Annotated in this window: 20 protein-coding genes; 11 read left to right on the top strand and 9 right to left on the bottom strand. The window is 70.5% G+C overall.

All coding sequences use genetic code 11. The features are described 5' to 3' along the window. Position 1 precedes the first annotated feature (1 nt). The 3 genes from shc (at position 2) to hpnH (ending at position 4,466) form a co-directional block, all read left to right on the top strand. Positions 2-1,876, top strand: a complete 1,875-nt coding sequence (gene shc / locus QSK17_RS27215) for a squalene--hopene cyclase (RefSeq protein WP_285708203.1) — start codon at positions 2-4, stop codon at positions 1,874-1,876. Positions 1,877-1,971: 95 nt separating this feature from the next. Then, positions 1,972-3,465 carry a 4-hydroxy-3-methylbut-2-enyl diphosphate reductase gene (gene ispH, locus QSK17_RS27210; protein ID WP_285708202.1) on the top strand — a complete coding sequence of 498 codons (1,494 nt, stop codon included), beginning with the start codon at positions 1,972-1,974 and terminating at the stop codon, positions 3,463-3,465. After that, entirely contained in the window at positions 3,462-4,466 is a 1,005-nt protein-coding gene (gene hpnH / locus QSK17_RS27205) for an adenosyl-hopene transferase HpnH (RefSeq protein ID WP_285708201.1), read from the top strand. The genes ispH and hpnH overlap by 4 nt, the downstream gene beginning before the upstream one ends. Here the strand turns inward: hpnH and QSK17_RS27200 are convergent. After that, positions 4,432-5,199 (bottom strand): SDR family NAD(P)-dependent oxidoreductase, encoded by a 768-nt coding sequence (locus QSK17_RS27200; RefSeq protein ID WP_285708200.1) that lies wholly within the window; start codon positions 5,197-5,199, stop codon positions 4,432-4,434. The genes hpnH and QSK17_RS27200 overlap by 35 nt on opposite strands. A gap of 280 nt (positions 5,200-5,479) precedes the next feature. Between QSK17_RS27200 and QSK17_RS27195 the strand changes: the two genes are divergently transcribed. Both QSK17_RS27195 and mads6 read left to right on the top strand, forming a co-directional pair. Next, positions 5,480-6,286 (top strand): polysaccharide deacetylase family protein, encoded by an 807-nt coding sequence (locus QSK17_RS27195; RefSeq protein ID WP_285708199.1) that lies wholly within the window; start codon positions 5,480-5,482, stop codon positions 6,284-6,286. A 453-nt stretch (positions 6,287-6,739) separates the two neighbouring features. Beyond that, positions 6,740-8,161 (top strand): methylation-associated defense system protein kinase MAD6, encoded by a 1,422-nt coding sequence (mads6, locus tag QSK17_RS27190; protein ID WP_285708198.1) that lies wholly within the window; start codon positions 6,740-6,742, stop codon positions 8,159-8,161. Between the two features lie 83 nt (positions 8,162-8,244). Here the strand turns inward: mads6 and cydB are convergent, their stop codons facing one another. The 3 genes from cydB to QSK17_RS27175 all read right to left on the bottom strand — a co-directional run bounded on the left by cydB (position 8,245) and on the right by QSK17_RS27175 (position 11,740). After that, positions 8,245-9,234 carry a cytochrome d ubiquinol oxidase subunit II gene (gene cydB / locus QSK17_RS27185; protein ID WP_285708197.1) on the bottom strand — a complete coding sequence of 330 codons (990 nt, stop codon included), beginning with the start codon at positions 9,232-9,234 and terminating at the stop codon, positions 8,245-8,247. Positions 9,235-9,298: 64 nt separating this feature from the next. Then, positions 9,299-10,681, bottom strand: coding sequence for a cytochrome ubiquinol oxidase subunit I (locus QSK17_RS27180; protein WP_285708196.1), 1,383 nt, complete (start codon positions 10,679-10,681; stop codon positions 9,299-9,301). 216 nt (positions 10,682-10,897) lie between these two features. Then, a complete protein-coding gene (locus QSK17_RS27175) occupies positions 10,898-11,740 on the bottom strand; it encodes a universal stress protein (RefSeq protein WP_285708195.1) in 843 nt (280 codons plus the stop codon). 241 nt (positions 11,741-11,981) lie between these two features. On the opposite strand from QSK17_RS27175, the gene QSK17_RS27170 reads away from it, so the two are divergent. Further along, entirely contained in the window at positions 11,982-13,199 is a 1,218-nt protein-coding gene (locus tag QSK17_RS27170; RefSeq protein ID WP_285708194.1) for an acetate/propionate family kinase, read from the top strand. 10 nt (positions 13,200-13,209) lie between these two features. Here the strand turns inward: QSK17_RS27170 and QSK17_RS27165 are convergent, their stop codons facing one another. Next, positions 13,210-15,525, bottom strand: coding sequence for a phosphoketolase family protein (locus QSK17_RS27165; protein ID WP_285708193.1), 2,316 nt, complete (start codon positions 15,523-15,525; stop codon positions 13,210-13,212). A gap of 145 nt (positions 15,526-15,670) precedes the next feature. Here QSK17_RS27165 and QSK17_RS27160 point away from each other — a divergent pair, with 145 nt between their 5' ends. Then, a complete protein-coding gene (locus QSK17_RS27160) occupies positions 15,671-16,075 on the top strand; it encodes a pyridoxamine 5'-phosphate oxidase family protein (RefSeq protein ID WP_285708192.1) in 405 nt (134 codons plus the stop codon). Here QSK17_RS27160 and QSK17_RS27155 read toward each other — a convergent pair. Both QSK17_RS27155 and QSK17_RS27150 read right to left on the bottom strand, forming a co-directional pair. After that, complete coding sequence (locus QSK17_RS27155) at positions 16,068-17,750, bottom strand: sensor histidine kinase (RefSeq protein ID WP_285708191.1); 1,683 nt, start codon at positions 17,748-17,750, stop codon at positions 16,068-16,070. The genes QSK17_RS27160 and QSK17_RS27155 overlap by 8 nt on opposite strands. A 93-nt stretch (positions 17,751-17,843) precedes the next feature. Next, entirely contained in the window at positions 17,844-18,413 is a 570-nt protein-coding gene (locus QSK17_RS27150) for a hypothetical protein (RefSeq protein ID WP_502889317.1), read from the bottom strand. A gap of 238 nt (positions 18,414-18,651) precedes the next feature. Here QSK17_RS27150 and QSK17_RS27145 point away from each other — a divergent pair, with 238 nt between their 5' ends. Further along, entirely contained in the window at positions 18,652-19,086 is a 435-nt protein-coding gene (locus QSK17_RS27145; protein WP_285708189.1) for a pyridoxamine 5'-phosphate oxidase family protein, read from the top strand. Positions 19,087-19,164: 78 nt separating this feature from the next. Beyond that, a complete protein-coding gene (locus QSK17_RS27140; protein ID WP_285708188.1) occupies positions 19,165-20,346 on the top strand; it encodes a zinc-dependent alcohol dehydrogenase in 1,182 nt (393 codons plus the stop codon). Here the strand turns inward: QSK17_RS27140 and QSK17_RS27135 are convergent. After that, on the bottom strand, positions 20,336-21,133 hold the full coding sequence (locus tag QSK17_RS27135; protein WP_285708187.1) for a glycerophosphodiester phosphodiesterase: 798 nt from the start codon (positions 21,131-21,133) through the stop codon (positions 20,336-20,338). The two genes, QSK17_RS27140 and QSK17_RS27135, sit on opposite strands and share 11 nt — an antisense overlap. Positions 21,134-21,400: 267 nt before the next feature. Between QSK17_RS27135 and QSK17_RS27130 the strand changes: the two genes are divergently transcribed. Next, a complete protein-coding gene (locus QSK17_RS27130; protein ID WP_285708186.1) occupies positions 21,401-22,366 on the top strand; it encodes a cation diffusion facilitator family transporter in 966 nt (321 codons plus the stop codon). A gap of 4 nt (positions 22,367-22,370) precedes the next feature. Here QSK17_RS27130 and QSK17_RS27125 read toward each other — a convergent pair whose 3' ends face one another. Next, positions 22,371-22,583 (bottom strand): hypothetical protein, encoded by a 213-nt coding sequence (locus tag QSK17_RS27125; protein WP_285708185.1) that lies wholly within the window; start codon positions 22,581-22,583, stop codon positions 22,371-22,373. A gap of 160 nt (positions 22,584-22,743) precedes the next feature. Between QSK17_RS27125 and QSK17_RS27120 the strand changes: the two genes are divergently transcribed. Continuing rightward, complete coding sequence (locus QSK17_RS27120) at positions 22,744-23,376, top strand: hypothetical protein (protein WP_285708184.1); 633 nt, start codon at positions 22,744-22,746, stop codon at positions 23,374-23,376. Positions 23,377-23,384 lie beyond the last annotated feature (8 nt).

The following is a 23,384-nucleotide window of genomic DNA, read 5'->3' as shown; positions in this document are numbered from 1 at the left end:
CATGACCACAGTCGCCGCTCCCAGCTCCGCCGCGCTCGCCCTCGACGCGGCCTGCGACCACCTGCTCGGCCTCCAGGTGCCCGAGGGCTGGTGGAAGGCCGAGCTGCAGACGAACGTCACCATGGACGCCGAGGACCTGCTGCTGCGGCAGTTCCTCGGCGTACGCACCGAGGAGGACACGGCGGAGGCGGCCCGCTGGATCCGCTCCCAGCAGCGCGACGACGGCACCTGGGCCAACTTCCACGAGGGCCCCGGCGACCTGTCCACCACGATCGAGGCGTACGCGGCGCTACGGCTGGCCGGGGACCCGGTCGACGCGGCGCACATGCGGACGGCGGCCGCGTTCGTCCGGGACTCCGGCGGGATCGAGGCATCCCGGGTGTTCACCCGCATCTGGCTGGCCCTTTTCGGTCAGTGGCGGTGGCAGGACCTGCCCGTCCTGCCACCGGAGATGATCTTCCTGCCGCCGTGGTTCCCGCTGAACGTCTACGACTTCGCGTGCTGGGCCCGGCAGACGATCGTGCCGCTCACCGTCGTGAGCGCCCGCCGCCCGGTGCGGCCGCTGCCGTTCGGCCTGGCCGAGCTGCGCACCGGACGGCCCGCCCCGCGTGGCCCGCGCACCGGCTGGGACGGCTTCTTCGTCAACCTGGACCGGCTGCTGCACCAGTACGAGCGGCGCCCGATCCCGGGGCTGCGCCGGGCGGCGGTACGGCGGGCGGTCGAATGGATCGTGACCCGGCAGGAGCTGGACGGTTCGTGGGGCGGCATCCAGCCGCCGTGGGTCTACTCCCTGATCGCCCTCGACCTGTGCGGCTACCGCCTGGACCACCCCGTCATGCGCAAGGGCATCGGGGGCCTGGACAGGTTCACCATCAGGGACGAGCAGGGCCGCAGGCTTGAGGCGTGCCAGTCCCCGGTGTGGGACACCGTTCTCGCGGTCAACGCCCTGCTCGACGCCGGCCTGTCCGGCGACCACCCCGCCCTCGTCAACGCCGCCGACTGGGTGCTCGGCGAGGAGATCAAGGGGCCGGGCGACTGGAGCGTGCGGCGGCCGTCGCTCGCGCCCGGCGGGTGGGCGTTCGAGTTCGACAACGACGGTTATCCGGACATCGACGACACGGCCGAGGCGATCCTGGCCCTGCGCCGGGTGAAGCACCCGGACGCCCGTCCCGCCATCGACCGCGCCCTCCGCTGGGTCAACGGCATGGTCTCGCGGGACGGCGGTTTCGGCGCGTTCGACGCGGACAACACGCGCGAGCTGTGCACCCGGCTGCCGTTCTGCGACTTCGGCGCGGTCATCGACCCGCCGTCCGCCGACGTCACCGCGCACGTCGTCGAGGCCCTCGCGGCGGAGGAGCCCGCCTCCGACGTCGTACGGCGGGCCGTCGTCTGGCTGCTGCGCGCCCAGGAGGCGGACGGGTCGTGGTTCGGCCGCTGGGGGGCCAACCACGTGTACGGCACCGGCGCCGTGGTGCCCGCGCTCGTCGCGGCCGGGGTCCGGACCACGGCCCCCTGCGTACGGCGGGCGGTCTCCTGGTTGGAGGCGCACCAGAACGACGACGGCGGCTGGGGCGAGGACCTGCGCTCGTACCGCGACCCCGCGTGGATCGGCCAGGGCCGGTCCACCCCGTCCCAGACCGCGTGGGCGCTCCTGGCCCTGCTCGCCGCCGGGGAGATCCGTTCACCGGCGGTGGAACGCGGCGTGGCATGGCTGGTCGGCGCCCAGCAGCCGGACGGCACATGGGATGAACCGGACTTCACGGGCACCGGGTTCCCCGGCGATTTCTACATCAACTACCACCTGTACCGGCTGGTCTTCCCCATCAGCGCGCTGGGGCGTTACGTGCGGGCCGGAGACGAGGGGGCCTCGCCGTGACCGACCCTGTGACCGACCCTGTGACCGACCCTGTGACGAACGCTGTGACGAACGCTGTGACCCAGCCTTTGACCAGGCCTGCGATCCGCCCCGCGGTGAACACCGTGATCTGCACCGCCCTGGGCATCGAGGCGAGAGCCGTACGCGACGGCATCCCGGACTCGGCCCGCGGTGTGGAGGTGATCAGGATCGGGATGGGGCCGGACTCGGCCGGCCAGGCCGAGAACCGCCTGGCCCGTGCCGGGGCGCTGGCCGTGACCGGCTTCGGCGGCGCCCTCGACGAGAGCCTGCGGCCCGGCGACGTGGTGGTGGCGAGCGAGATCCGGTTCGGCGGCCGGACACTGCCCTGCCCGTCCGCGCCGCTGCTCGCCGGGGAGCTGGCCCGCGCCGGGCTGCCCGTACGCACCGGGCCGCTGGTCACCTCCGACCACATCGTGACGGGGGCGGAACGCCGCCGGCTCGCGGACGAGGGGGCGCTGGCCGTCGACATGGAGTCCGGGCCGGTGGCCGTCGTCGCGGCGGGCCGGCCCTTCGCGGCGGTGCGGGTCATCGTGGACACCCCCGCCGTGCCGCTGCTGCGCCCGGCCACCATCCGCGGCGGGGTCCTGGCTAGCCGTACGTTGCGCCAGGTCGGCCCGGCGCTGGCGCGGTGGGCGGCCGCGTGCGGGCCGCGCCGCGTGCTGCTCGCCGCGCCCCGGTCCTTCTGCGCCGGGGTCGAGCGGGCGATCGAGATCGTCGAGCGCGCGCTGGACCGCTACGGCCCTCCGGTCTACGTGCGCAAGCAGATCGTGCACAACCTGCACGTCGTACGCGAGTTGGAGGGGCGCGGGGCCGTCTTCGTGGACGAGCTCGACGAGGTGCCCGAGGGAGTCGTCACGGTCTTCTCGGCGCACGGCGTGTCGCCCGGCGTCCGGGACGAGGCGGCGCGGCGCGGGCTGCGGGTGATCGACGCGACCTGCCCGCTGGTCACGAAGGTGCACGCCGAGGCGCGTAGGTTCGCCGCCCGCGGCGATCTGGTGGCGCTGATCGGGCACGCCGGGCACGAGGAGGTCGAGGGGATCCTCGGCGAGATCCCGGACTCCGTCGTCCTCGTCCAGAACGTGGACGACGTGGCGGCGCTCCCCGAGGGCCGCCGGGTCTCCTACCTGACGCAGACCACCCTGGCCGTGGACGAGGCGGCCGACATCGCCGCCGCGATCCGGCGGCGGTTCGCCGACGCCGAAGGCCCCCAGAAGGACGACATCTGCTACGCCACCACCAACCGGCAGCACGCCGTGCACACGGTGGCCGAGGACTCCGACCTGGTGCTCGTCGTCGGCTCGGCCAACTCGTCCAACTCCCGTCGGCTGACCGAGGTCGCGAGCCGCGCCTCCCCCGCCCACCTGATCGACGACCCCGGCGACATCGCCCTGGACTGGCTCGTGGGCGCCCGCACGGTGGGGTTGACCGCCGGCGCCTCGGCCCCGCCCGCCCTGGTGGACGCGGTCGTGGCGGCCCTGCGCGGGCTCGGCCGGGTGTCCGTCGAGGAGCGCCGGGTGGCCGAGGAGACGGTCCAGTTCACCCTGCCCAAGGAGGTGCGATCGAGATGACGATGCCGGTTCGGCAAGCGCTGCGCATCGGCGGCTACATCCTCCAGCAGAGGCTGCGCGGGCGGACGAAGTTCCCGCTCCTGGTGGAGCTGGAGCCGCTGTTCGCCTGCAACCTGAAATGCGCCGGCTGCGGCAAGATCCAGCACCCCGCCGACGTACTCAAACGGCGCATGCCGGTCGAGCAGGCCGTCGCCGCCGTCGAGGAGTGCGGGGCCCCCATGGTGTCGATCGCCGGCGGGGAGCCCCTCATGCATCCGCAGATCGCGGAGATGGTGCGGGAGTTCGTCAACCGGAAGACATACGTGTTCCTCTGCACCAACGCGCTGCTGATCCCCAAGAAGATCGACCAGTTCGAGCCGTCGCCGTACTTCGCCTGGACGGTCCACCTCGACGGGCTGCGCGAGCGGCACGACGCGTCGGTGTGCAAGGAGGGCGTGTTCGACGAGGCCGTCGCCGCCGTACGGGAGTGCCGGCGCCGGGGGTTCCGGGTCACCACGAACACCACGTTCTTCAACACCGACAGCCCGCAGACCGTCATCGACGTGCTCAACTACCTCAACGACGACCTCCAGGTGGACGAGATGATGATCTCGCCCGGGTACGCGTACGAGAAGGCCCCGGACCAGGAGCACTTCCTCGGCGTACGGGAGACCAGGGAGCTGTTCCGCAAGGCGTTCGCCGGCGGCAACCGGCGGCGGTGGCGGTTCAACCACACGCCCCTGTTCCTCGACTTCCTGGAGGGCCGGGTCGACTTCCCGTGCACGGCGTGGGCCATCCCGTCGTATTCGCTGTTCGGCTGGCAGCGCCCCTGCTACCTCATGTCCGACGGGTACGCGGCGACCTACCGGGAGCTGGTCGAGGAGACCGACTGGGATGCCTACGGCAGGGGACGCGATCCCCGCTGCGCGAACTGCATGGCCCATTGCGGGTACGAGCCCACGGCCGTGTTCGCCACGCTCTCCTCGCTCAAGGAGTCGCTCCGGGCCGTGCGCGGTCACTGACCGGCCGTCCGAACACCCCGGCGAGCGCCCGGAACGGGCCGGGCGCGGCGCCCCGGAGGCGGGCGGGCAGCCGCAGCCAGCCGGGGGCGAACGACTCGGGACGGCCGTGCTCGACGGCGGCCACGATGGCCCGGGCGACCCGCTCCGCCGGGATCGGCGCGGGCCACCGCCGCGCGTAGGCCACGCCGCGCCGTGCGAAGAACGGCGTGTCCACCACGCCCGGCAGGATCACGGAGACGCCGATCCGGCGCAGCTCGTACCGCAGGCTCTCGGCGAAGCCGATCAGCCCCGCCTTCGTCGCCGCGTAGACGGCCTCGTCGCGGACGCCGACCGCTCCGGCGATCGAGGCCACGAAGACGAGATGGCCCCGCCCGCGCTCGATCATCCCGGGGAGCAGCAACCGGGTCAGCGCGATCTGAGCGGTCAGGTTGGCCGCGATCAGTTCCTCGGCGGTGCCGTCCGGCATGGCGGCCAGCGGCCCGGCCCATCCCCGTCCCGCATTGCCGACCAGGACGTCCACGGGACCCGCGCGCCCGGCCAGGTCGGCCACGCCGGTCGTGAGGTCGCCCGCGACGGCCAGCCCGCCGGTCTCCGCCGCGACAGCGTCGAGCCGCGCCCGGTCACGGCCGGCGAGCACGAGGCGGGCGCCGGACGCGGCCATCGCCCGCGCCGTCGCGGCCCCGATCCCCGAGGACGCGCCAGTGATCAGCACACGGGCACCCGCGAGTCTCATCGCCCCGCCCTCCCCAGCCCGGTGATGTCGTCTCGGGGAGGTCGTTCCCCCGCGTTCCCTGGGTTTATCTCCCCTGTTGTTCAGGGGGACGGCGCGGGCGACTTGGGAGCACAGCTGCCAGATCACCCAGCTCACCGCGATCACGGCCGGATCCCGCACCCCGACGCATGATCTTATTTCCGCTAGTGGAGCGCCAGAGGCTCCTGCGCCGCACCAGAGAAGTGACACGGCTTTGGCTCTGAGCTGACCTCATATCGGAAAAGAGAACAACATGGATGAAATGGGGAGACGTCGGGCTATTTACCTGGGGGTCCTGGTCGCCGTCGAAACGACGCTGGCGGCCTGCGCGGACACGTCGGCACCCGGGACCCGGCCCGCCGCCAACGCGTCCGGCCGGACGCCGAAAGCGAGCCGCAGGCCCGGCTCGCCCAGCCCTTCACCGAGTCCTTCACCGAGTCCGGTGTTCCGGCCGGTCGCGGTTCCGACCCGGAGGCCCATCCACCTGATCAGCGAGGTCAACCCGGCGGCACCGCCGAACGCGATCGCCCTGACCATCGACGACGGGCCCGACCCGGAATGGACTCCGCGCGTCCTCGACCTCCTGGCCCAGCACCACGTGGTGGCCACCTTCTGCATGATCGGAGACGCGGTCCGCGAGTATCCCGATCTCGCGAAACGGGTCACGGCCGCGGGTCACGCCATCTGCAACCACACGATGAGCCACCCGCAGCCCTTCGCCGGGCTGTCGGCCGAGCGCATGAGCTCCGAGGTCGCCGGCGCCCACCGCGAGATCTGGAAGACCACCGGCGTCACCACACGGCTGTTCCGCGCACCCGGAGGTTCCTGGTCGCCGGCCGTGCTCAACACCGTCGCGGAGAACGGGATGCAACCACTCGACTGGGACATCGACCCCCGGGACTGGTCTCGCCCCGGCACCGCCGCCATCGAGAGGGACCTGCTGCGCGCCAAGCCGGGCAGCATTCTGCTGTGCCACGACGGGGGCGGCGACCGCGCCGAGACCCTGCGCGCCCTGACGAACGTCGTCCCCGCCCTCCTGAGCCGAGGGCTCACCTTCGTCACCCTCTGACAGAGATGATGTAGGTGAGCACCTCCCGCCGGGTCTGACCCACCCTCTGACAGAGCGACGCGAGGGGGTGACCGAGCCCGGCGGCGGTCCGGTGGCGGCGCGCGTCCCCGCGACACCAGTACGGTGGATGCTGTGCGCACGCCCCGTCTCTCCTCCGCTGCTGGTCGAGGAGCTCGCCGACCGGATCGCCTCGGCGCCGAGGGACTCCTGGGTACGCGTCGCGCTCGACGCACCCTCGACGAACACCGTTGGCGACTGCCCGCTTACACTCGGTACGAGCACGAGGCCAGACCGTCGCAGGTCGCTGACATCGTCGTCCGTGTCGAGGACCCACGACACCCGGCAGTGGTCACCGAGCCCGGATCATGAAGTCTGGATCTGATCTGGCGCGTGAGGACCTGTATCCAGAAGGATGACGTCCGGGAATGTGGGTGAGAAAGGCGGCACGGGGAGATGGCTCAGATCGTGGGTGGCGGAAGCCCCGTCAATGACGCGGAGCGACGGGTCATCGCCCACCTCAGGGACAATGCCCCACACGACTGGCTGCTGCTCCACAACATCGAGGTGCCGCGCGGCGCCGACCTGTTCGAGGTCGACGTGATCGTGATCACCGGCCACTCGCTCTGCGTGATCGACGTCAAGGGCGCCCGCGGTCGTTTCGAGGTCTCCGGCACACGCTGGTTCCCGCAGCGGGGCGGGGAGGCGTTCGGCTCCCCTGTGGCCAAGCTCCGCGGTACGGCACGCGCCCTCAAGGGCGTGCTCCTCGAGATCCACCGGGGCCTCGACCGCGTCTACGTCGACAGCGTGGTGGTGCTGACCGCACCCGACGCCGTGCTGGTCGACCCGAGCGGCCGGGACGCCCGGCACGTCACCAACCTCACCGGTCTCATCGGAATGCTGGGTGACGCCTCCCGGGTCAGGCAGGGCTGCAGCCCGGACGCCACGCCGTACCGCACGGCGCTCATCGAGGCCCTGAACGGCACCGTCCGGCGCTCCACCGCGCCACCCAGGTTCGGCAACTGGAAGGTCGAGGAGCAGCTGGGCGGGGACAACCGGGTCACCGAATACCGCGCGGTCAACGCCACGGCCCCGGCCAGCGAGACCGTCCTGCTTCGGGTGTACCAGGCGGACCCGCTGGCCGACCGGGACCAGCGCGTCGCCGAGCAGCGGCGGATCGCCAACGCCTACCAGGCGCTCGCCAAGATTCCCGCGCACCCGTGCGTCGCCCGCTCGCGCGACTTCTTCGCGATCGACGACGAGAGCCGGTTCGTACTGGTCCTCGACGACGTGCACGGGCAGGCGCTGCACCTGCGCCTCGCCGGGCGGATGCCGGCCACCGCCGCCCGCCTCGACATGGTGGACGACATCCTGAGCGGTCTCGCCCACGTCCACGCCAACCAGGTCATCCATCGCGCGCTCAGCCCCGCCTGCGTCCTCGTCACGGAGAGCGGGCAGGCGGTACTCACCGGCTTCGACTACGCCAAGCCGGGGCCGCGCAAGCACACCGTCGCCAACGAACTGCCCAACGTCCTCGACACGCACTATGTCGCGCCCGAGTGCCGGCTCAGGCCCGACCGGATGACCCCCGCCTCCGACGTGTACGCGGCCGGGGTCATCGCCTTCCAGATCCTCACCGGACAGCTCCCCACCCCCGGCACCGACATCGAGGCCGCCGCCGCGGGCGTCGCCCCCGAGATCATGGACCTGCTGCGCCGGATGCGCGACGAGACGCCCGGCAAGCGCCCCGAGGCGGCCGAGGCCCTCGCCGTACTGCGGCAGGCGCGCGACTCCAGCAACACCAACTATCCGGTGCGCACGCAGCCTCTACTCCTCGACCGCCTGCGCGGCGCCCTCCGCCGCTTCACGCGCGACTAGATGTCCTGCCCAGGCAGGTTGGTGACGCGACCCCCAGACATCACTCCACCCAGGCACCGCTCCGCCAGACGCCACCACGAATTTCAGCTCGGCGGGCGGGTGAGGCGTTGCCGGAAGACCCAGTAGCTCCATCCCTCGTACAGCAGGACAAGTGGCAGGAAGATGGCCGCGACCCACGTCATCACCAGCAGCGTGTACGGCGACGACGAGGCGTTCGTGATCGTCAGGCTGTACGCCTCGGCCGTGCTCGACGGCAGCACGTTCGGCCACAGGTTGATGAACAGCGTGCCCGTGGCCAGGATGATCGTGGCCGCCGTGGCGGTGAACGCCCAGCCGTCCCGGTGCCGGAACGCGGCCCCCACCCCCGCGAGCAGGGCGAGAACGGCCAGCGCCGACGTGATCAAGGTGACCGGCTTGCCGTGCAGGATCTGGGTCACCGCGAGGAAGAGCACCACGATCAGGACGACCACCGGGGCCAGGCGCAGAGTCACCGTCCTGGCACGGGCGCGCAGCTCGTCGCCGGTCTTGAGGGACAGGAACACCGCGCCGTGCAGCAGGAACAGGCCGAGGGTGACGAGCCCGGCGAGCAGCGCGTACGGATTGAGCAGCGTGAGCAGGTTCCCCGTGTAGACGTGCCGGGCGTCGATCGGCACCCCGGCGATGATGTTCCCGAAGGCCACGCCCCACAAAGCGGAGGGGATGAGCGACCCCCAGAAAATGGCCCGGTCCCAGCCGCGGCGCCAACGGTCGGAGTCGTGCTTGCCGCGGAACTCGAAGGCCACCCCTCGGGCGATGAGTGCGAGCAGGATGACCAGCAGGATCAGGTAGAAACCGCTGAACATGGTGGCGTACCACTCGGGGAAGGCGGCGAAGGTCCCGCCGCCGGCGACGATCAGCCACACCTCGTTGCCGTCCCAGACCGGCCCGATCGTGTTGATGAGGATGCGCCGGTCGATGTCGTCGCGCCCGAGCGCCGGCAGCAGCATGCCGACTCCGAAATCAAAGCCCTCCAGGACGAAGTAGCCGATCCAGAGCACTGCGATCAGGATGAACCATACGGTGGCGAGTTCCATCGGCATCCCTCCTGAGCAGGTCGAATCAGCCATCGGCCGCGGCGAACAGCCCCGCACACGAGCGTCAGTACGTCAGATGAGGAAGGTGGGGAGGTTCCTCGCTTTCTCCGGCGGCGCCAGGACCGGCTCTGACCATCCGCACCATGATCACGGCGGTGATCGCGGCGAGGATTCCATAGATCAGCGTGAACGCACCCAGGGAGATCGCGATCGTGCCCGCACCGACCCCCGGCGAGTCGCTCTCGACCGTTTTGAACACGCCGACGACGGTCCAGGGTTGGCGGCCCATCTCGGTGAAGATCCAGCCGGCGGTGTTCCCGAGAAAGGGCAGCACCATGGCGATGACCGCGACCCGGTAGAACCGGCGGCCGGGAGTTCTGCCCGGCCGGCTCACCCACAGTCCGATCAGGCCGATCAGGCTGGCCAGACCCCCGAACCCGATCATCAGCCGGAACGACCAGTACGTCACCGGGATGTACGGGCGGTAGTCCCCGGGGCCGTACCGGGCGACGTAGTCGCGCTGGATGTTGTTGACGCCCTGGACCGTGCCGTTCGAGTTCCCGGTGGCGAGGTAGGACAGCACGTGCGGCACCCGCAGGCTCCAGATGGCCTTCTCGCCGCTCAGGTTGCCCACGGTGAACAGCGAGAACGGCGCGGGCGTGGACGTCTCGTAAAGCGCCTCGGCGGAGGCGATCTTCATCGGCTGCTGCTTGGTCATGATCTTGGCCTGTAGGTCACCGGTGATCGCCGTCCCGATGCCCGCGACGACCAGCAGCACGAGTCCGGCCCGCAAAGCCGGGCGGAACAGGTCGGTCTCGCTGCGCCGGGCGAGATGCCAGGCGCTGACCCCGGCCAGAAAGCCCCCTGCGGTGAGGAAAGCGGCGAAGAGGACGTGCGGGACCGTCACGAGGTTCGTCGGGTTACTGATCACGGCCCAGATGCTCGTCAGTTCCGCCCGGCGTGTGTCCGGGTTGATCCGGTATCCAACCGGATGCTGCATCCAGGAGTTCGCCGCGAGGATGAAGTACGCCGACGCGACGGTCCCGATTGCGGCCAGCCAGATCGTGCCGAGATGGACCAGGGGTGGCAGCCGGTTCCAGCCGAATACCCACAGCCCGATGAAGGTCGATTCGGCGAAGAACGCGAGAATCCCCTCCATCGCCAGCGGGGCCCCGAACACGTCACCGACGAACCGGGAGTAGGAGCTCCAATTCATGCCGAACTGGAACTCCTGCCAGATTCCGGTGACCACACCCATGAAGAAGCTGACCAGGAAGAGCTTTCCGAAGAACTTGGTCATCCGGAGGTAGATCTCGTTCCCGGTGACGTGCCATGTGGTCTGCATGGCCGCCACCAGGATGGCGAGTCCGATCGTCATCGGGACGAAGATGAAGTGATAGACGGTGGTGATCCCGAACTGCCAGCGGGCCAGAGACAGCTTGTCCACAACGGCTCCCCCCGTGCCGTCGGGACCGGCCTCGGGGAAGCCCCCCGAGAGGCCGGGATGCCACAGGGCTACCCCCGCACGCCGCCTCCTCACTTCTGGCGCTCGCCCCAGATCAGCCCGACCAGATCAGCCCGACCAGATCAGCCCGACAAGATCAGCCCGCCCAGATCACCCCGACCAGATCACCCCGACCAGATCACCCCGAGGCCCTCGCGGTCACGACCGCACGACCGCGACCGGGCAGCGCGCGTGGTGCAGTATGCCGCGGCTCACCGAGCCGAGCACCACGGCGCCGAAGGCCCCGCGTCCACGCGAGCCGACGACGACGAGGTCCGCCTTCTCGGATGTGTCCACCAGTGCCGCGACGGGGTGCCCGCGCACGATGTCCAGCGTGACCTCGACCTCGGGGAACCGCTCCTCCAGGTCTCCGATCTTGTCCTGGGCGGCCTGGCGGAAGGCGTGCTGGATCTCGTCGACGTCGTAGACGACCTCCGGTCCGAGGATGTGCACGGGAAGCTCCCACGCGCAGATCGCACGCAGCCGGGCGCCGCGCAGCTTGGCCTCCTCGAACGCGTAGGCCAGGGCGGGATCGCACTCCTCCGACTCGCTCACGCCGACCACGATCTCGCCGTACGCGGTGGCGGGCCCGGGCCGTACGACGACGACCGGCACATGGACGTGCCCGGCGACATGCGAGCTGACGGAGCCGAGCAGCATCCCGGCGAAGCCGCCCCTGCCGCGGCTGCCCACCACCAGCTCGGAGGAGTGCTCGGCCTCCTGCCGCAGCGAGGGTGCGGGCACGCCGTAGACCAGCTCCGTGTTCACCTCGACGCCGGGCTGCCGGGTCCGTACGGCCTGGCGCGCGTCACGGAGGATCCGCTCGCCCGACTGGACGATGGACTCCTGCACACCCGGGATCGGATACCGCGGGATCTCGTACGGCAGGCGGTCCACCACGTGGAGAACGCGCAACGGCAGTCCCTTGCGCGCCGCGTCGTCAGCGGCCCATTCCACGGCGGCCGTCGCGGCGGGGGAGCCGTCGGTGGCAACGATGATCATGATGTCCTCCTCGTTCGTCCCGGGCACATCCATGACACGACCGCGGCGGAGCGGGTTCCAGGGCCGCTGGTCCTCATGGGACGGGACCTTCCGCCTTCCCCGTAATGCGAACACGAAAAGTCGGAAAGTTTCCCAAAAAGCATGTGCCGCCCCACCAGGGGAAGGATGGTGATCACGGTAGGTTCGGCCGTTTTGGAAGCATCCCGTGAGCGAGGGCACAACCGTGGACCCAGTGGACCCAGTGAACACAACCGTGGACACAGGTGTGGACCCGTGCGTGCTGGTGCTGAACACCGGCTCCTCGTCGATCAAGTACGAGCTGATCGACACGGAGTCCGGGAGCCGCCTCGCCGTCGGGCTGGTGGAGCGGATCGGCGACGAGCAGGGAGCGCTCACCCACACGCGGCCGGGCGCCGAGCCGTACGCGCTGCACCGGCCCTTTCCCGATCACGAGTCGGGGCTGCGGGCGGCGCTCGACGCGTTCGCCGAGGCCGGTCCCGACCTGACGCGGATCCCGCTACGCGCCGTCGGGCACCGGGTCGTCCACGGCGCCGACCGGTTCACCGGGCCGGTCCTGATCGACGACGAGGTGATCTCCGGCATCGAGGAGCTGGCGAAGTTCGCCCCGCTGCACAACCCGGCGAACCTGGACGGGATCCGGGTGGCGCGCAAGGCGTTCCCCGGCGTCCCGCAGGTCGCCGTGTTCGACACGGCCTTCCACCAGACCCTGCCCCCGCACGCGTACACGTACGCGGTGCCGCGCACCTGGACCGAGGACCTGGGCGTGCGGCGGTACGGCTTCCACGGCACCTCGTGCGCGTACGTCTCCCGGCTGGCGGCGGAGCTGCTCGGCAAGCCGCTGGAGGAGACCAACGTGATCGTGCTCCATCTCGGCAACGGCGCGAGCGCGACGGCGATCAGGGGCGGCCGCAGTGTGGAGACCTCGATGGGCCTGACGCCTCTGGAGGGCCTGGTCATGGGCACCCGCTCCGGAGACGTGGACCCCTCGCTGCCCTCGTTCCTGGCCAGTACGGCGGGCCTGGGCGTGGCCGAGAGCCACGAGGCGTTGATGCGGGCCGGGGGCATGCTGGCCATGGCCGGAGCGAGCGACATGCGCGAGGTGTGGGAGAAGGCCGACGCCGGCGACGAGGACGCCCGGCTGGCGCTCGACGTCTACTGCCACCGGATACGCAAGTACGTCGGGGCGTACTACGCCGTGCTCGGCCGGCTCGACGCGATCGTGTTCACCGCCGGCGTGGGCGAGCACGACGCGCGGACCAGGGCCCGTTCCATGAGCGGGCTGGAACGACTCGGCATCGCCGTCGATCCGGCCCGCAACCAGGGCGGCGAGGGCGCGCGGATCATCTCGCCGCCCGGCTCCGACGTCGCGGTGATGGTGGTCCCGACCGACGAGGAGTGGGAGATCGCGTCCCTGGCCCTGCGTCTGCTCGGCGGCTGACCCGGACCGCTCAGTACGGCCAGACCCAGTTGCGGATCACCGGCGCGTCCTCACCGTACTCCCGGGTGTAGACACGGCAGCGCAGCCGCTCGTCGAGCATCCGCTGGCGCAGGTGGGCGGTGCGCGCACCGAGTCCGGGGACCCGGTCGATCACGTCGAGGACCAGGTGGAAGCGGTCGATGTCGTTGAGCATCGCCATGTCGAACGGCGTGGTCGTGGTGCCCTCCTCCTTGTATCCGCGCACGTGCAGGTTGTCGTGGCCCGCCCTCCGGTAGGTGAGCCGGTGGATCAGCCACGGGTAGCCGTGGAAGTTGAAGATCACCGGCCGGTCGGTGGTGAACAGCGTGTCGTACTCGGCGTCCGACATGCCGTGCGGGTGCTCGCTCGGCGGCTGCAGGCGCATCAGGTCCACGACGTTGATCACTCGGACCCGCAGCTCGGGCAGGTGTTCGCGGAGCAGCGCGGCGGCGGCCAGGGTCTCCATGGTGGGCACGTCGCCGGCGCAGGCGAGGACCACGTCGGGCTCCACGCCCTCGTCGTTGGAGGCCCACTCGATGATGCCGAGGCCTCGGGTGCAGTGCGCCACCGCCTCCGGCATGGTGAACAGGTCGAGTGTCGGCTGCTTGCCGGCGACCACGACGTTCACGTAGTCGCGCGACCGCAGGCAGTGGTCCCCGACCGAGAGCAGCGTGTTGGCGTCCGGCGGCAGGTAGACGCGCACGACCGAGGCCTTCTTGTTCATGACCACGTCCAAGAACCCGGGGTCCTGGTGGCTGAAGCCGTTGTGGTCCTGGCGCCATACGTGCGAGGACAGCAGGTAGTTGAGCGAGGCCACCGGACGCCGCCACGGGATCTTGCGCGACGACTCCAGCCATTTGGCGTGCTGGTTGAACATCGCGTCCACGATGTGGATGAACGCCTCATAGCAGTTGAACAGGCCGTGCCGCCCGGTCAGCAGGTAGCCCTCCAGCCAGCCCTGGCACAGGTGCTCCGACAGCACCTCCATCACCCGGCCCTCGGGCGCGAGGTGCTCGTCGGTCGGCAGCCGCTCGGCGTCCCACGCCCGGTCGGTCACCTCGAACACCGCCTGCAGCCGGTTGGACGCGGTCTCGTCCGGGCCCATCAGCCGGAAGTCCCGCGGGTTGGCGGCGATCACGTCCCGGAGGAACGCGCCGAAGATCCGCGTGGGCTCGCTGGTCGCGGTGGCCGGGGCCTTGACCTCGACTCCGTAGTCGCGGAAGTCGGGCAGCACCAGCGGGCGCAGCAGCTCGCCGCCGTTGGCGTGCGGGTTGGCGCTCATCCGGCGCGGCCCGTGCGGCACGCCGACGGTGACCTCGGGCACCGGACGCCCGTCGGCGTCGAACAGCTCATCGGGACGGTAGGAGCGCATCCACTCCTCCAGGGCGGCCAGCCGGTCCGGGTGATCCCGGACGTCGGCCAGCGGCACCTGGTGGGCCCGCCAGGTGCCCTCGACCGGCAGGCCGTCCACCTCGCGCGGGCCGGTCCAGCCCTTGGGCGTGCGCAGCACGATCATCGGCAGCCGCTCACCCGATCCCGCCTTGACCTCCGCGATCTGGTCGAAGACCGCGTCGAGCGTGTCGGCCATCAGGCGGTGCATGACCGCTGGGTCGTTCCCGGAGACGATGTGCGGGCGGTAGCCGTACCCCTCAATGAGCTTGACCAGCTCGCTCTCCGGGATGCGGGCGAGGACCGTCGGGTTGGCGATCTTGTAGCCGTTCAGGTGGAGGATCGGCAGCACGATCCCGTCCCGCGTCGGGTCGAGGAACTTGTTCGAGTGCCAGCTCGCCGCCAGCGGCCCGGTCTCCGCCTCGCCGTCGCCGACGATGCACGCCACGACCAGGTCCGGGTTGTCGAACGCCGCGCCGTACGCGTGCGCGAGGGCGTAGCCGAGCTCGCCGCCCTCGTGGATCGACCCGGGCGTCTCCGGCGCGACATGGCTCGGGATGCCGCCGGGGAAGGAGAACTGGCGGAACAGCCGGCGCATGCCCGGGGCGTCCTGCGAGACGGAGGGGTAGACCTCGCTGTAGGTGCCCTCCAGCCAGGCGTGCGCGACCGCGGCGGGGCCCCCGTGGCCGGGACCGACGACGTAGATCATGTCCTGGTCACGCTGCCGGATGATCCGGTTGAGGTGGGCGAAGCAGAAGTTCAGCCCAGGGGTGGTCCCCCAGTGGCCGAGCAGCCGCGGTTTGACGTCCTTGGGGGACAGCGGCTCCTTGAGGAGCGGGTTGTCGAGCAGGTAGATCTGCCCGACCGACAGGTAGTTCGCGGCACGCCAGAATGCGTCGATCTGCGCGAGTTCATTCATGAACATCTCAGTACCCGGGAGCGGGAGATTGATTGCCCGACACGAGCCGAAGCGAGCCGAACGAGCGAGCCGAACGAGCCGAACGCCGGGACCGGGGGGACCTTCGTCCCTGCTGGCGAGAATCCGGGTGCGAAACCCTGAAGACATGAACCTCGACATGGCCGAGCTCCAGGAGCTCTCGCGGGCGGAGTGCCTGGCTCTGCTTTCCACGACACCGATCGGCCGCGTCGTGTTCACCGAGCGCGCGCTTCCCGCGGTGCAGGTCGTCAACTACATGCTGGACGGGGACGACGTGGTGTTCCGCACCGCCGCCGGCTCGCGCCTGTCGGACGCCGCGCGCGGCACGATCGTGGCCTTCGAGGCCGACCACTTCGATCCGGTCACCCGCAGGGGCTGGTCGGTGACCGCCGTGGGTCCGGCCCGCCTGGTCGAGGAGCCCGCCGAGGTCGTACGGCTGGCCCGGCTGCCGCTCGCCCCGTGGGCGCCAGGCCACCACGACCAGCTCATCTCCATACGCGCGGAACTGGTCACCGGGAGGCGCCTCAGCTGAGGGGGACCTGCCAGGACAGGCAGGTGCCCCGGGGCTCGCGCCGGAGCACCTCGAACGTGCCGCCGAGGAGCTCCGCCCGTTCGGCCAGGTTGCGCAGGCCGCTGCGCCGCCCCTCCTCCGGCACGCCGACGCCGTTGTCCCCCACTTCGAGCAGGAGGACGTTGTCACGGGCGTCCACGGTCACGTCCACCTCGGTCGCGTGCGCGTGCCGTACGACGTTGGACAGGGCCTCGCGCAGGACGGCGAGGAGGTGGTCCGCGATCTTGGGCGTGACGAGGGTGTCCAGCGCCCCTTCCAGGCGGACGCCCGGCATGAACCCGAGATGGCCGCGCGCCGACTCCACCAGGTCCATGAGCTGCCCGCGCACCGTGGCCGCCGCCTCCTCCCTCGGCGTGTGCAGAGCGAAGATCGTGGACCGGATCTGCCTGATCGTGGCGTCGAGCTCGTCCACGACGTGCTGGACGCGCCCGGTGACCTCCGGTTTCTCCACCAGCCGGACGACGCTCATCAGCGTCATCGCCGCCGCGAACAGCCGCTGGATCACCACGTCGTGCAGGTCCTTGGCGATGCGGTCGCGATCTTCGAGCAGGCCGAGGCGCTCGGCGTCCTTCCTGGCCTCGGCCAGCTCGAGCGCGACGGCGGCCTGACCCGCGAGGGCCTGGACCATCCGCAGGTCGGCGGCGCTGAACGGCATGCGTCCCGTCCGCTTGCCCAGGCCGAGCACGCCACGGACGAGCCGCCCCTTCCCGAGGGGGACGGACAGCGACGGACCGGTCTTGAAATTCTCCGGGGCATCGGGGCAGGACCTGAAGTCGGCGACCTGCGGCTCCGCGGCACGCAGCACCAGCCCCGCCACCGTGTCTCCGGCGGGCAGCTCGATGCCGAGCAGCTCCTCCGCGCCGAGCCCCTCGGCGATCTCGACCCGCAGCAGGTCGGGGGCGACGCCGAAGGAGATCGTCACCACGTCCGCGTCGGTCAACTCCCGGGTGCGCCGGGCGAGGGTCACCAGCACGTCGTGCGGATCGGTCCCGGACAGCAGGCTCGTGGTCACCTCGGAGGAGACCTCCAGCCACGCCTCCCTGCGCCGGGTCTCCTCGTACAGCCGGGCGTTCTCGATGGCGACGCCCGCGGCCGTGGCCAGGGCGGTGACGATCGCCTCGTCCTCCTCGTCGAACTCGCCGTTGCGCTTCTCGGTGAGGTAGAGGTTGCCGAAGATCTCGTCGCGTACGCGAATGGGGACGCCGAGGAACGAGCGCATCGGCGGGTGGCCCGCGGGGAAGCCATGCGAGTCGGGATGGTCGGCGATGTCGCGCAGCCGGAGCGACTGCGGCTCCTTGATCAGCAGTCCGAGGAGGCCGAGCCCGTGCGGCCAGTGCTCGATCCTGGCGATCTCCTCCTCGGTCAGGCCGACCGGGACAAACTGGATCAGCGTGCTCTGGTCGCCGATCACGCCGAGCGCGCCGTACGAGGCGTTGACCAGGGCGGTGGCCGACTCGACGATGCGGTGGAGCACGGTCTCCAGGTCGAGCTCGCTACCGACCGAGACCACGGCCTCCAGGAGCGAGTGGACCCGGTCCCGGGTGGCGAGCACGGCCTCCAGCCGGTTCTGCAGCTCGGCCAGGAGATCGTCCAGCCGCATTCGCGGGAGGAATGATCCCAATTCGGTGTCCGCCATGTCGCGCCCTCTCAAAGTGATACCACTCAGGGCATAGCACACCGCCCGCCCTCTTCGCGAGGACGGGCGGTGGAAGGGGGACGGTAACTTCGGTCACTTGAGGATCGGATACCGCTTGACGAGCGCGGTTCCGCCCCACCAGCGACCGAGGCCGAGGGTGTCGCCGGCGTTCACCAGGGCGAGCCCGGCGAGGACGATGGCGTAGATCACGTGCTCGTCGAGGAACGGGTTGTTCGCGAGGGGCAGTTCGGCCGCCCACATGAGCATGAGGAGCAGGCCACCGGTGATCGCGGCGACGCGGACGCCCGCGCCCAGGATCAGCGCGGTGCCGATCCCGGCCAGGCCGATCATGAAGAGCCAGTCGACCCAGCCCTGCCCGGCGAGGCCCGAGAAGAAGCCGCCGAAGGTGCCGTCGGCCATTCCCTTAAGGAACCCGGTGGTCGGGCTGCCGCCGTTGATCCACGCCTTCTGCTCAGGGGTGGCGAACCCCAGACCGAGAAGCTTGTCGACGAAGGCCCAGAGGAAGATCCAGCCGATCGCCAAACGGGCGACCGCCCAGATGTAGTTCACCGGTCTGCGCGCCGGCTGCACTGCGGCGTGCGCCCCGGGTCCCGGGACCGCATGCGTCGCCTGCCGGCTGTTCTGCTGGCTGCCCCGCTCCATGATCGCCATCGTGAGCCCCTTTCCCTTTCTGCTGCGATGGCACAAGTCCATCGCCTCGGCGGGATCGACGGCAGTGCCGTACGGCTCGGGCCCGACGGCACCGAGGTCCCCGGCTTGAAGGACCTTCGGCCCCACGAGACAGGTCAGGGAGGAACGACCTTTTCTCCAGGACTTTGGTCCCTAGCGGGACATGGCGTTACCAATGGCATGGTGGGTTTGTGAATCGTGGCGATCCGGCATGAACGAACGAGAACTCCGGGAACTGCCCCGGGACGAGTCGCTGCGGCTGCTCGCCTCCGTGGCGATGGGCCGCGTGGTGTTCACGTTGCACGCGCTCCCCGCGATCCGGCCGGTCAACCACATTCTCGACGACGGCGACATCATTATTCGCACCCATCTGGGCGCGGCCATCACCTCGGCGGCCGACGGCGACGGCACCGTGGTCGCGTACGAGGCCGACGCGATCGACCCGCACGACCATCTCGGCTGGAGCGTGATCGTCCTCGGCACGGCCCGGCTCGTCCGGGACCAGGGCGAGATCGAGCGTTACACCTCGATGCTGCGGCCGTGGGTCTTCGGGAACATGGACCACGTGATCCGGATCCACCCCGAGGTCGTCACGGGGTTCCGGCTGATGTCCTTCAGCGAACCGGTCGCGTTCACGGAGCGCTGACTTCACAGAGCACTGACTTCACGGGCGAGAACCCCACTGTCCTGTTTGACGGCCGAGGACAGGGTAGGCGGGGGCCACATGAAGGCACTCACCTGGCACGGAAAGCGCGACGTACGGGTCCAGGAGGTCTCGGACCCGTCGATCAAGGAAGCCACCGACGCCATCATCAAGGTCACCACGTCCGGGATCTGCGGCTCCGACCTGCACCTCTACGAGCTGTTCGGGCCGTTCATGCTGGAGGGTGACGTCCTCGGCCACGAGGCGATGGGCATCGTCGAGGAGGTCGGCGCCGAGGTCAAGAACATCAAGCCGGGCGACCGGGTGGTCATCCCGTTCAACATCTCGTGCGGGCACTGCTTCATGTGCGACCGGAAGCTCTTCGCCCAGTGCGAGACGACCCAGGTCCGCGACCACGGGATGGGCGCGGCCCTGTTCGGCTACACCAAGCTGTACGGCGAGGTGCCCGGCGGGCAGGCGGAGTACCTCCGCGTCCCGCAGGCCCACTTCGGCCCGATCAAGGTCCCGGAGGGGCCTCCGGACGAGCGCTACGTCTACCTCTCCGACGTCCTGCCCACCGCCTGGCAGGCCGTCGAGTGGGCCGACATTCCCGGCGGCGGCTCCGTCGCGATCTTCGGCCTCGGCCCCATCGGTCAGATGTGCGCCCGCATCGCGCGGCACCTCGGGCACCGCGTCATCGCGGTGGACGGCGTGCCCGAGCGGCTCGCCATGGCCCGCAGGCACGGCGTCGAGACCGTGGACGTGCCGAGCCACGGCAACGTCCCCGAGGCGATCCGCGACCTCACCGACGGCCGCGGCCCCGACTCGGTGATCGACGCGGTCGGCATGGAGTCACACGGCTCCCCGTTCGCCAAGCTCGCGCAGAGCATCACCGGCATGCTGCCGGGCCGGGTCGCCGCGCCGCTGATGGAGACCGCGGGCGTCGACCGGCTCTCCGCGCTGCACCACGCGATCGAGACGGTACGGCGCGGCGGCACCATATCGATCATCGGCCTCTACGGCGGCATGGCCGACCCGATGCCCATGCTGCGGATGTTCGACAAGGGCATCACGTTGCGCATGGGCCTGACGCACGTCAAGCGCTGGATCGACACGCTGCTGCCGCTGGTCGAGGACGACGCGGACCCGCTGGGTGTGATGGATCTCGCCACGCACCGCCTGCCGCTCGACCAGGCGCCGCACGGCTACGAGATCTTCCAGAAGAAGCGCGACGGCGCGATCAAGGTCCTGCTCAGTCCGTGACCGGGACCGGACACACCGACCTGGCCCAGTCCAGGTAGGCGGGGGTCCGGTCGGTCACGACGCCGCTCACGCCGTAATCGGCCAGGCGCCGCCAGGCGACCTCGTCGTTGGGGGTGAACGCGTACACGGGGAAGCCGGCCGCGCGGTACTCCTGCACCAGCGCCGTGGTCAGCCGGTCGTACCGGACGCTGACGAAGGAGAACCCTTTGGCGGCCGACACGCTGAGCGCGGACGACGACAGCAGTCCACGTGCGGCCCCGATGGAGCCCACCGCCCGCAGCGCGGCGGGGATGAAGGACGTCATGCTCGCCCATCGGCGGGCGTTCAGGAGGGTGTAGATCTCGCGCAGCTCGCGCACGTCCTCCGCGTCCGGAACCTCCTTGAGTTCCACCATGGCGCGGCCGCCCCGGTCCCGGACCAGCCGCAACGCGGCCGCCAGGGTCGGGGGCCGCTCGCCGTTCGCGGTGCGCAGCGCGCGGAACTCCGCCAGCGTCATGTCCGCGACCCGTCCCGTTCCCGTGGTCGTACGGTCCACCGTGGCGTCGTGCATCAGCACGGGTTGGTGGTCGCTGGTGAAGTGGACGTCGAACTCGACCTGCTCGGAGCCCGCGTCCAGCGCGCTCGCGAATGCCGCGAGCGTGTTCTCCGTCCCGTATCCCCTATGGGAAGCGAGCCTGGGGGCGGGGCAGGAGGACGAGATGGCCAGGTGGGTCGGCCCCGCCGAGGGATCGAGCATCGTGATCACCAGGAGCGAGGTGCCCAGCGCGTTGGGAAGGCTGACTGCCATACGACCTATGATGCTCACTTAACGTAGCCGGATGCTTACAGATCGTTGACAAAGGCTCGATTATTTCCAGCCCCGCGCGCTAAGCTCGCATAACGGGACAAAACGAGAGGGATCCGTACGATGGCGGACCACGGCCACGGTCATGGACAGGATCCTGGGAACGGTCACGGACACGGACACGGACATGCACACGGGCACGGGAACAGCCACGGGCACCGGAACAGTCACAGCCACGGTCGCGGGAACAGCCACAGGCACGGGCACGGTGTGAGCGCGGGGGCCGACCGGCGCCTCCTGACCGCGGCACTCCTGCTGATCATCGGTTTCATGGCCGTCGAGGTGGTCATCGGCGTCATCGCGGGCTCGCTCGCCCTGATCTCCGACGCCGGCCACATGCTCACCGACGCCATCGCCATCGTGCTCGCGCTGGTCGCGATGCGGATCGCCGCCCGCCCGCCGCAGGGCGGGTTCACCTACGGCCTCAAACGCGCCGAGATCATCTCAGCCCAGCTGAACGGCATCACCCTGCTGCTGCTCAGCGCCTACTTCGTCTACGAGGCCGCGCGTCGGCTGGTCACGCCGCCCGAGGTCCAGGGCGTCTACGTCGTCGCCACCGGCCTGGCCGGGATCGCCGTCAACATCACCGCCACCTGGCTGCTCGCCCGGGCCGACCGGGGCAGCCTCAACGTCGAGGGCGCCTTCCAACACATCCTCAACGACCTCTACGCGTTCATCGCGACCACCGTCGCCGGCCTGGTCGTCTGGCTGACCGGGTGGGGCCGGGCCGACGCCGTCGCCGCCCTGGTCGTCGCCGCGCTGATGCTCAAGGCCGGCTGGGGCCTGGTCCGCGCCTCGGCCCGAGTGTTCATGGAGGCGGCGCCCGACGGGATCAACCCGGCCGAGATCGGGCGCAGGACGGCCGCGCTCGACACGGTGGTCGAGGTGCACGACCTGCACGTCTGGGAGGTGACCTCCGGCTACCCGGCGCTGTCCGCGCACATCCTCGTCGCGCCCGGCGCCGACTGCCACGCCGTACGGCTGGCCGCCGAGCGGCTCGTGCGCGAGGAGTACGGCATCGAGCACACGACGCTCCAGGTCGACCACGCGTCCCCGGACGTCCTGTCCATTCGGCCGCACGGCCGCACGGCCGATCGGCACGCCGACCACTACACCGACCACTGCGCCGATCCGCACGGGCCCGCGCACCTCGGCGACGGGATCCCCCGCGAGTGATCCGTCAGAAGCTCAGGCCGCGCCCCCCGCGGTAGGGAAGCAGCCAGGCGAACCCGATGTTCCCGAAGTTCACCAGCATGCTGTGCGCGACCTGGGTGCCCATCTCGGAGACCTCAAGCCGGACCACCGCGCCCGACTGCATCCAGCGGGCCACCTCGTCCTCGGTCAGCGGCGGCTTGTGCACGCGCAACACGAGGTCGTGCAGCTGCCCGACCATCCGGAGATGAAGCTCGCATGTGGGCTCACTGGTCACCATCGGCCCGCCCCCATAGACGTCGTGCGGACTTCACCGCCAGCCTACTCCGCACGGAAACGCTCCCCCGGCCGCTCCGTCGGACACGATGGTGTGGTACGGCCGAGCTGAGGAGGAGACGAGGATGCGCATCCAAGATCTGCCGAGGACGCGGCGCGTCCTGCACGGAGTGGCCGAACTCGTGCTGGCCGGCCCGCAGTACCGGCTGAGCGGCACCATCCGGCTCCGCCCGGTCTCCGGCGGTTTCGCCACGGTCACCGCACCCCACCTGCGGGTCGACGGCGACACGCTGGTGACGGGGACCGGGCTGGTCCTTCCCCTCCGGGACGTCACCTTCGCCGGGCTGGCCGAGGCCGCCGGCGTCCAGGTGGGCGCGCCCGAGGGGCTCTACCGCGACGGATCCGGCGTCCAGGCCGACGAGCGCGTGGAGGTCGATCCCGCCGCCGTCGAATACATCGCGGACTGCCTGGCCATCGGCGAAACGGCCCTGCGCCGCCTGGACCCCGAGTTGACCCCGGTGCTGTGGCCCGAGCACTTCGACCTGGGCGTCAGTAGCGACGAGATCAACTACGGCGTGTCCCTCGGAAACAGCACGATCGAGGAGCCGTACGCCTACGTGGGCCCCTGGCAGGCCAGGGAGGGCGCGTTCTGGAACATGACCTTCGGCGCGGCCCGCCCGATATCCGAGCTGGGCGGCGCCGACGCGGTCACCGCGTTCCTGGAGGAGGGCCGCCGCCAGGCGCACGACCGTGACTGAGAGGCCGC

It is taken from the genome of Microtetraspora sp. NBRC 16547 (genome assembly GCF_030268965.1).
Classification (GTDB): domain Bacteria; phylum Actinomycetota; class Actinomycetes; order Streptosporangiales; family Streptosporangiaceae; genus Microtetraspora.
Note: the sequence above shows the minus strand (reverse complement) of the source record. Positions and strands in the feature narration are given on the sequence as shown.

Coding starts and splice junctions, on each gene's coding strand:
- shc (WP_285708203.1), top strand. CDS start 2: ATGACCACAGTCGCCGCTCCCAGCTCCGCCGCGCTCGCCCTCGACGCG.
- hpnH (WP_285708201.1), top strand. CDS start 3,462: ATGACGATGCCGGTTCGGCAAGCGCTGCGCATCGGCGGCTACATCCTC.
- QSK17_RS27200 (WP_285708200.1), bottom strand. CDS start 5,199: ATGAGACTCGCGGGTGCCCGTGTGCTGATCACTGGCGCGTCCTCGGGG.
- QSK17_RS27195 (WP_285708199.1), top strand. CDS start 5,480: ATGGGGAGACGTCGGGCTATTTACCTGGGGGTCCTGGTCGCCGTCGAA.
- mads6 (WP_285708198.1), top strand. CDS start 6,740: ATGGCTCAGATCGTGGGTGGCGGAAGCCCCGTCAATGACGCGGAGCGA.
- cydB (WP_285708197.1), bottom strand. CDS start 9,234: ATGGAACTCGCCACCGTATGGTTCATCCTGATCGCAGTGCTCTGGATC.
- QSK17_RS27175 (WP_285708195.1), bottom strand. CDS start 11,740: ATGATCATCGTTGCCACCGACGGCTCCCCCGCCGCGACGGCCGCCGTG.
- QSK17_RS27165 (WP_285708193.1), bottom strand. CDS start 15,525: ATGAATGAACTCGCGCAGATCGACGCATTCTGGCGTGCCGCGAACTAC.
- QSK17_RS27160 (WP_285708192.1), top strand. CDS start 15,671: ATGAACCTCGACATGGCCGAGCTCCAGGAGCTCTCGCGGGCGGAGTGC.
- QSK17_RS27155 (WP_285708191.1), bottom strand. CDS start 17,750: ATGGCGGACACCGAATTGGGATCATTCCTCCCGCGAATGCGGCTGGAC.
- QSK17_RS27150 (WP_502889317.1), bottom strand. CDS start 18,413: ATGGAGCGGGGCAGCCAGCAGAACAGCCGGCAGGCGACGCATGCGGTC.
- QSK17_RS27145 (WP_285708189.1), top strand. CDS start 18,652: ATGAACGAACGAGAACTCCGGGAACTGCCCCGGGACGAGTCGCTGCGG.
- QSK17_RS27140 (WP_285708188.1), top strand. CDS start 19,165: ATGAAGGCACTCACCTGGCACGGAAAGCGCGACGTACGGGTCCAGGAG.
- QSK17_RS27135 (WP_285708187.1), bottom strand. CDS start 21,133: ATGGCAGTCAGCCTTCCCAACGCGCTGGGCACCTCGCTCCTGGTGATC.
- QSK17_RS27125 (WP_285708185.1), bottom strand. CDS start 22,583: ATGGTCGGGCAGCTGCACGACCTCGTGTTGCGCGTGCACAAGCCGCCG.
- QSK17_RS27120 (WP_285708184.1), top strand. CDS start 22,744: ATGCGCATCCAAGATCTGCCGAGGACGCGGCGCGTCCTGCACGGAGTG.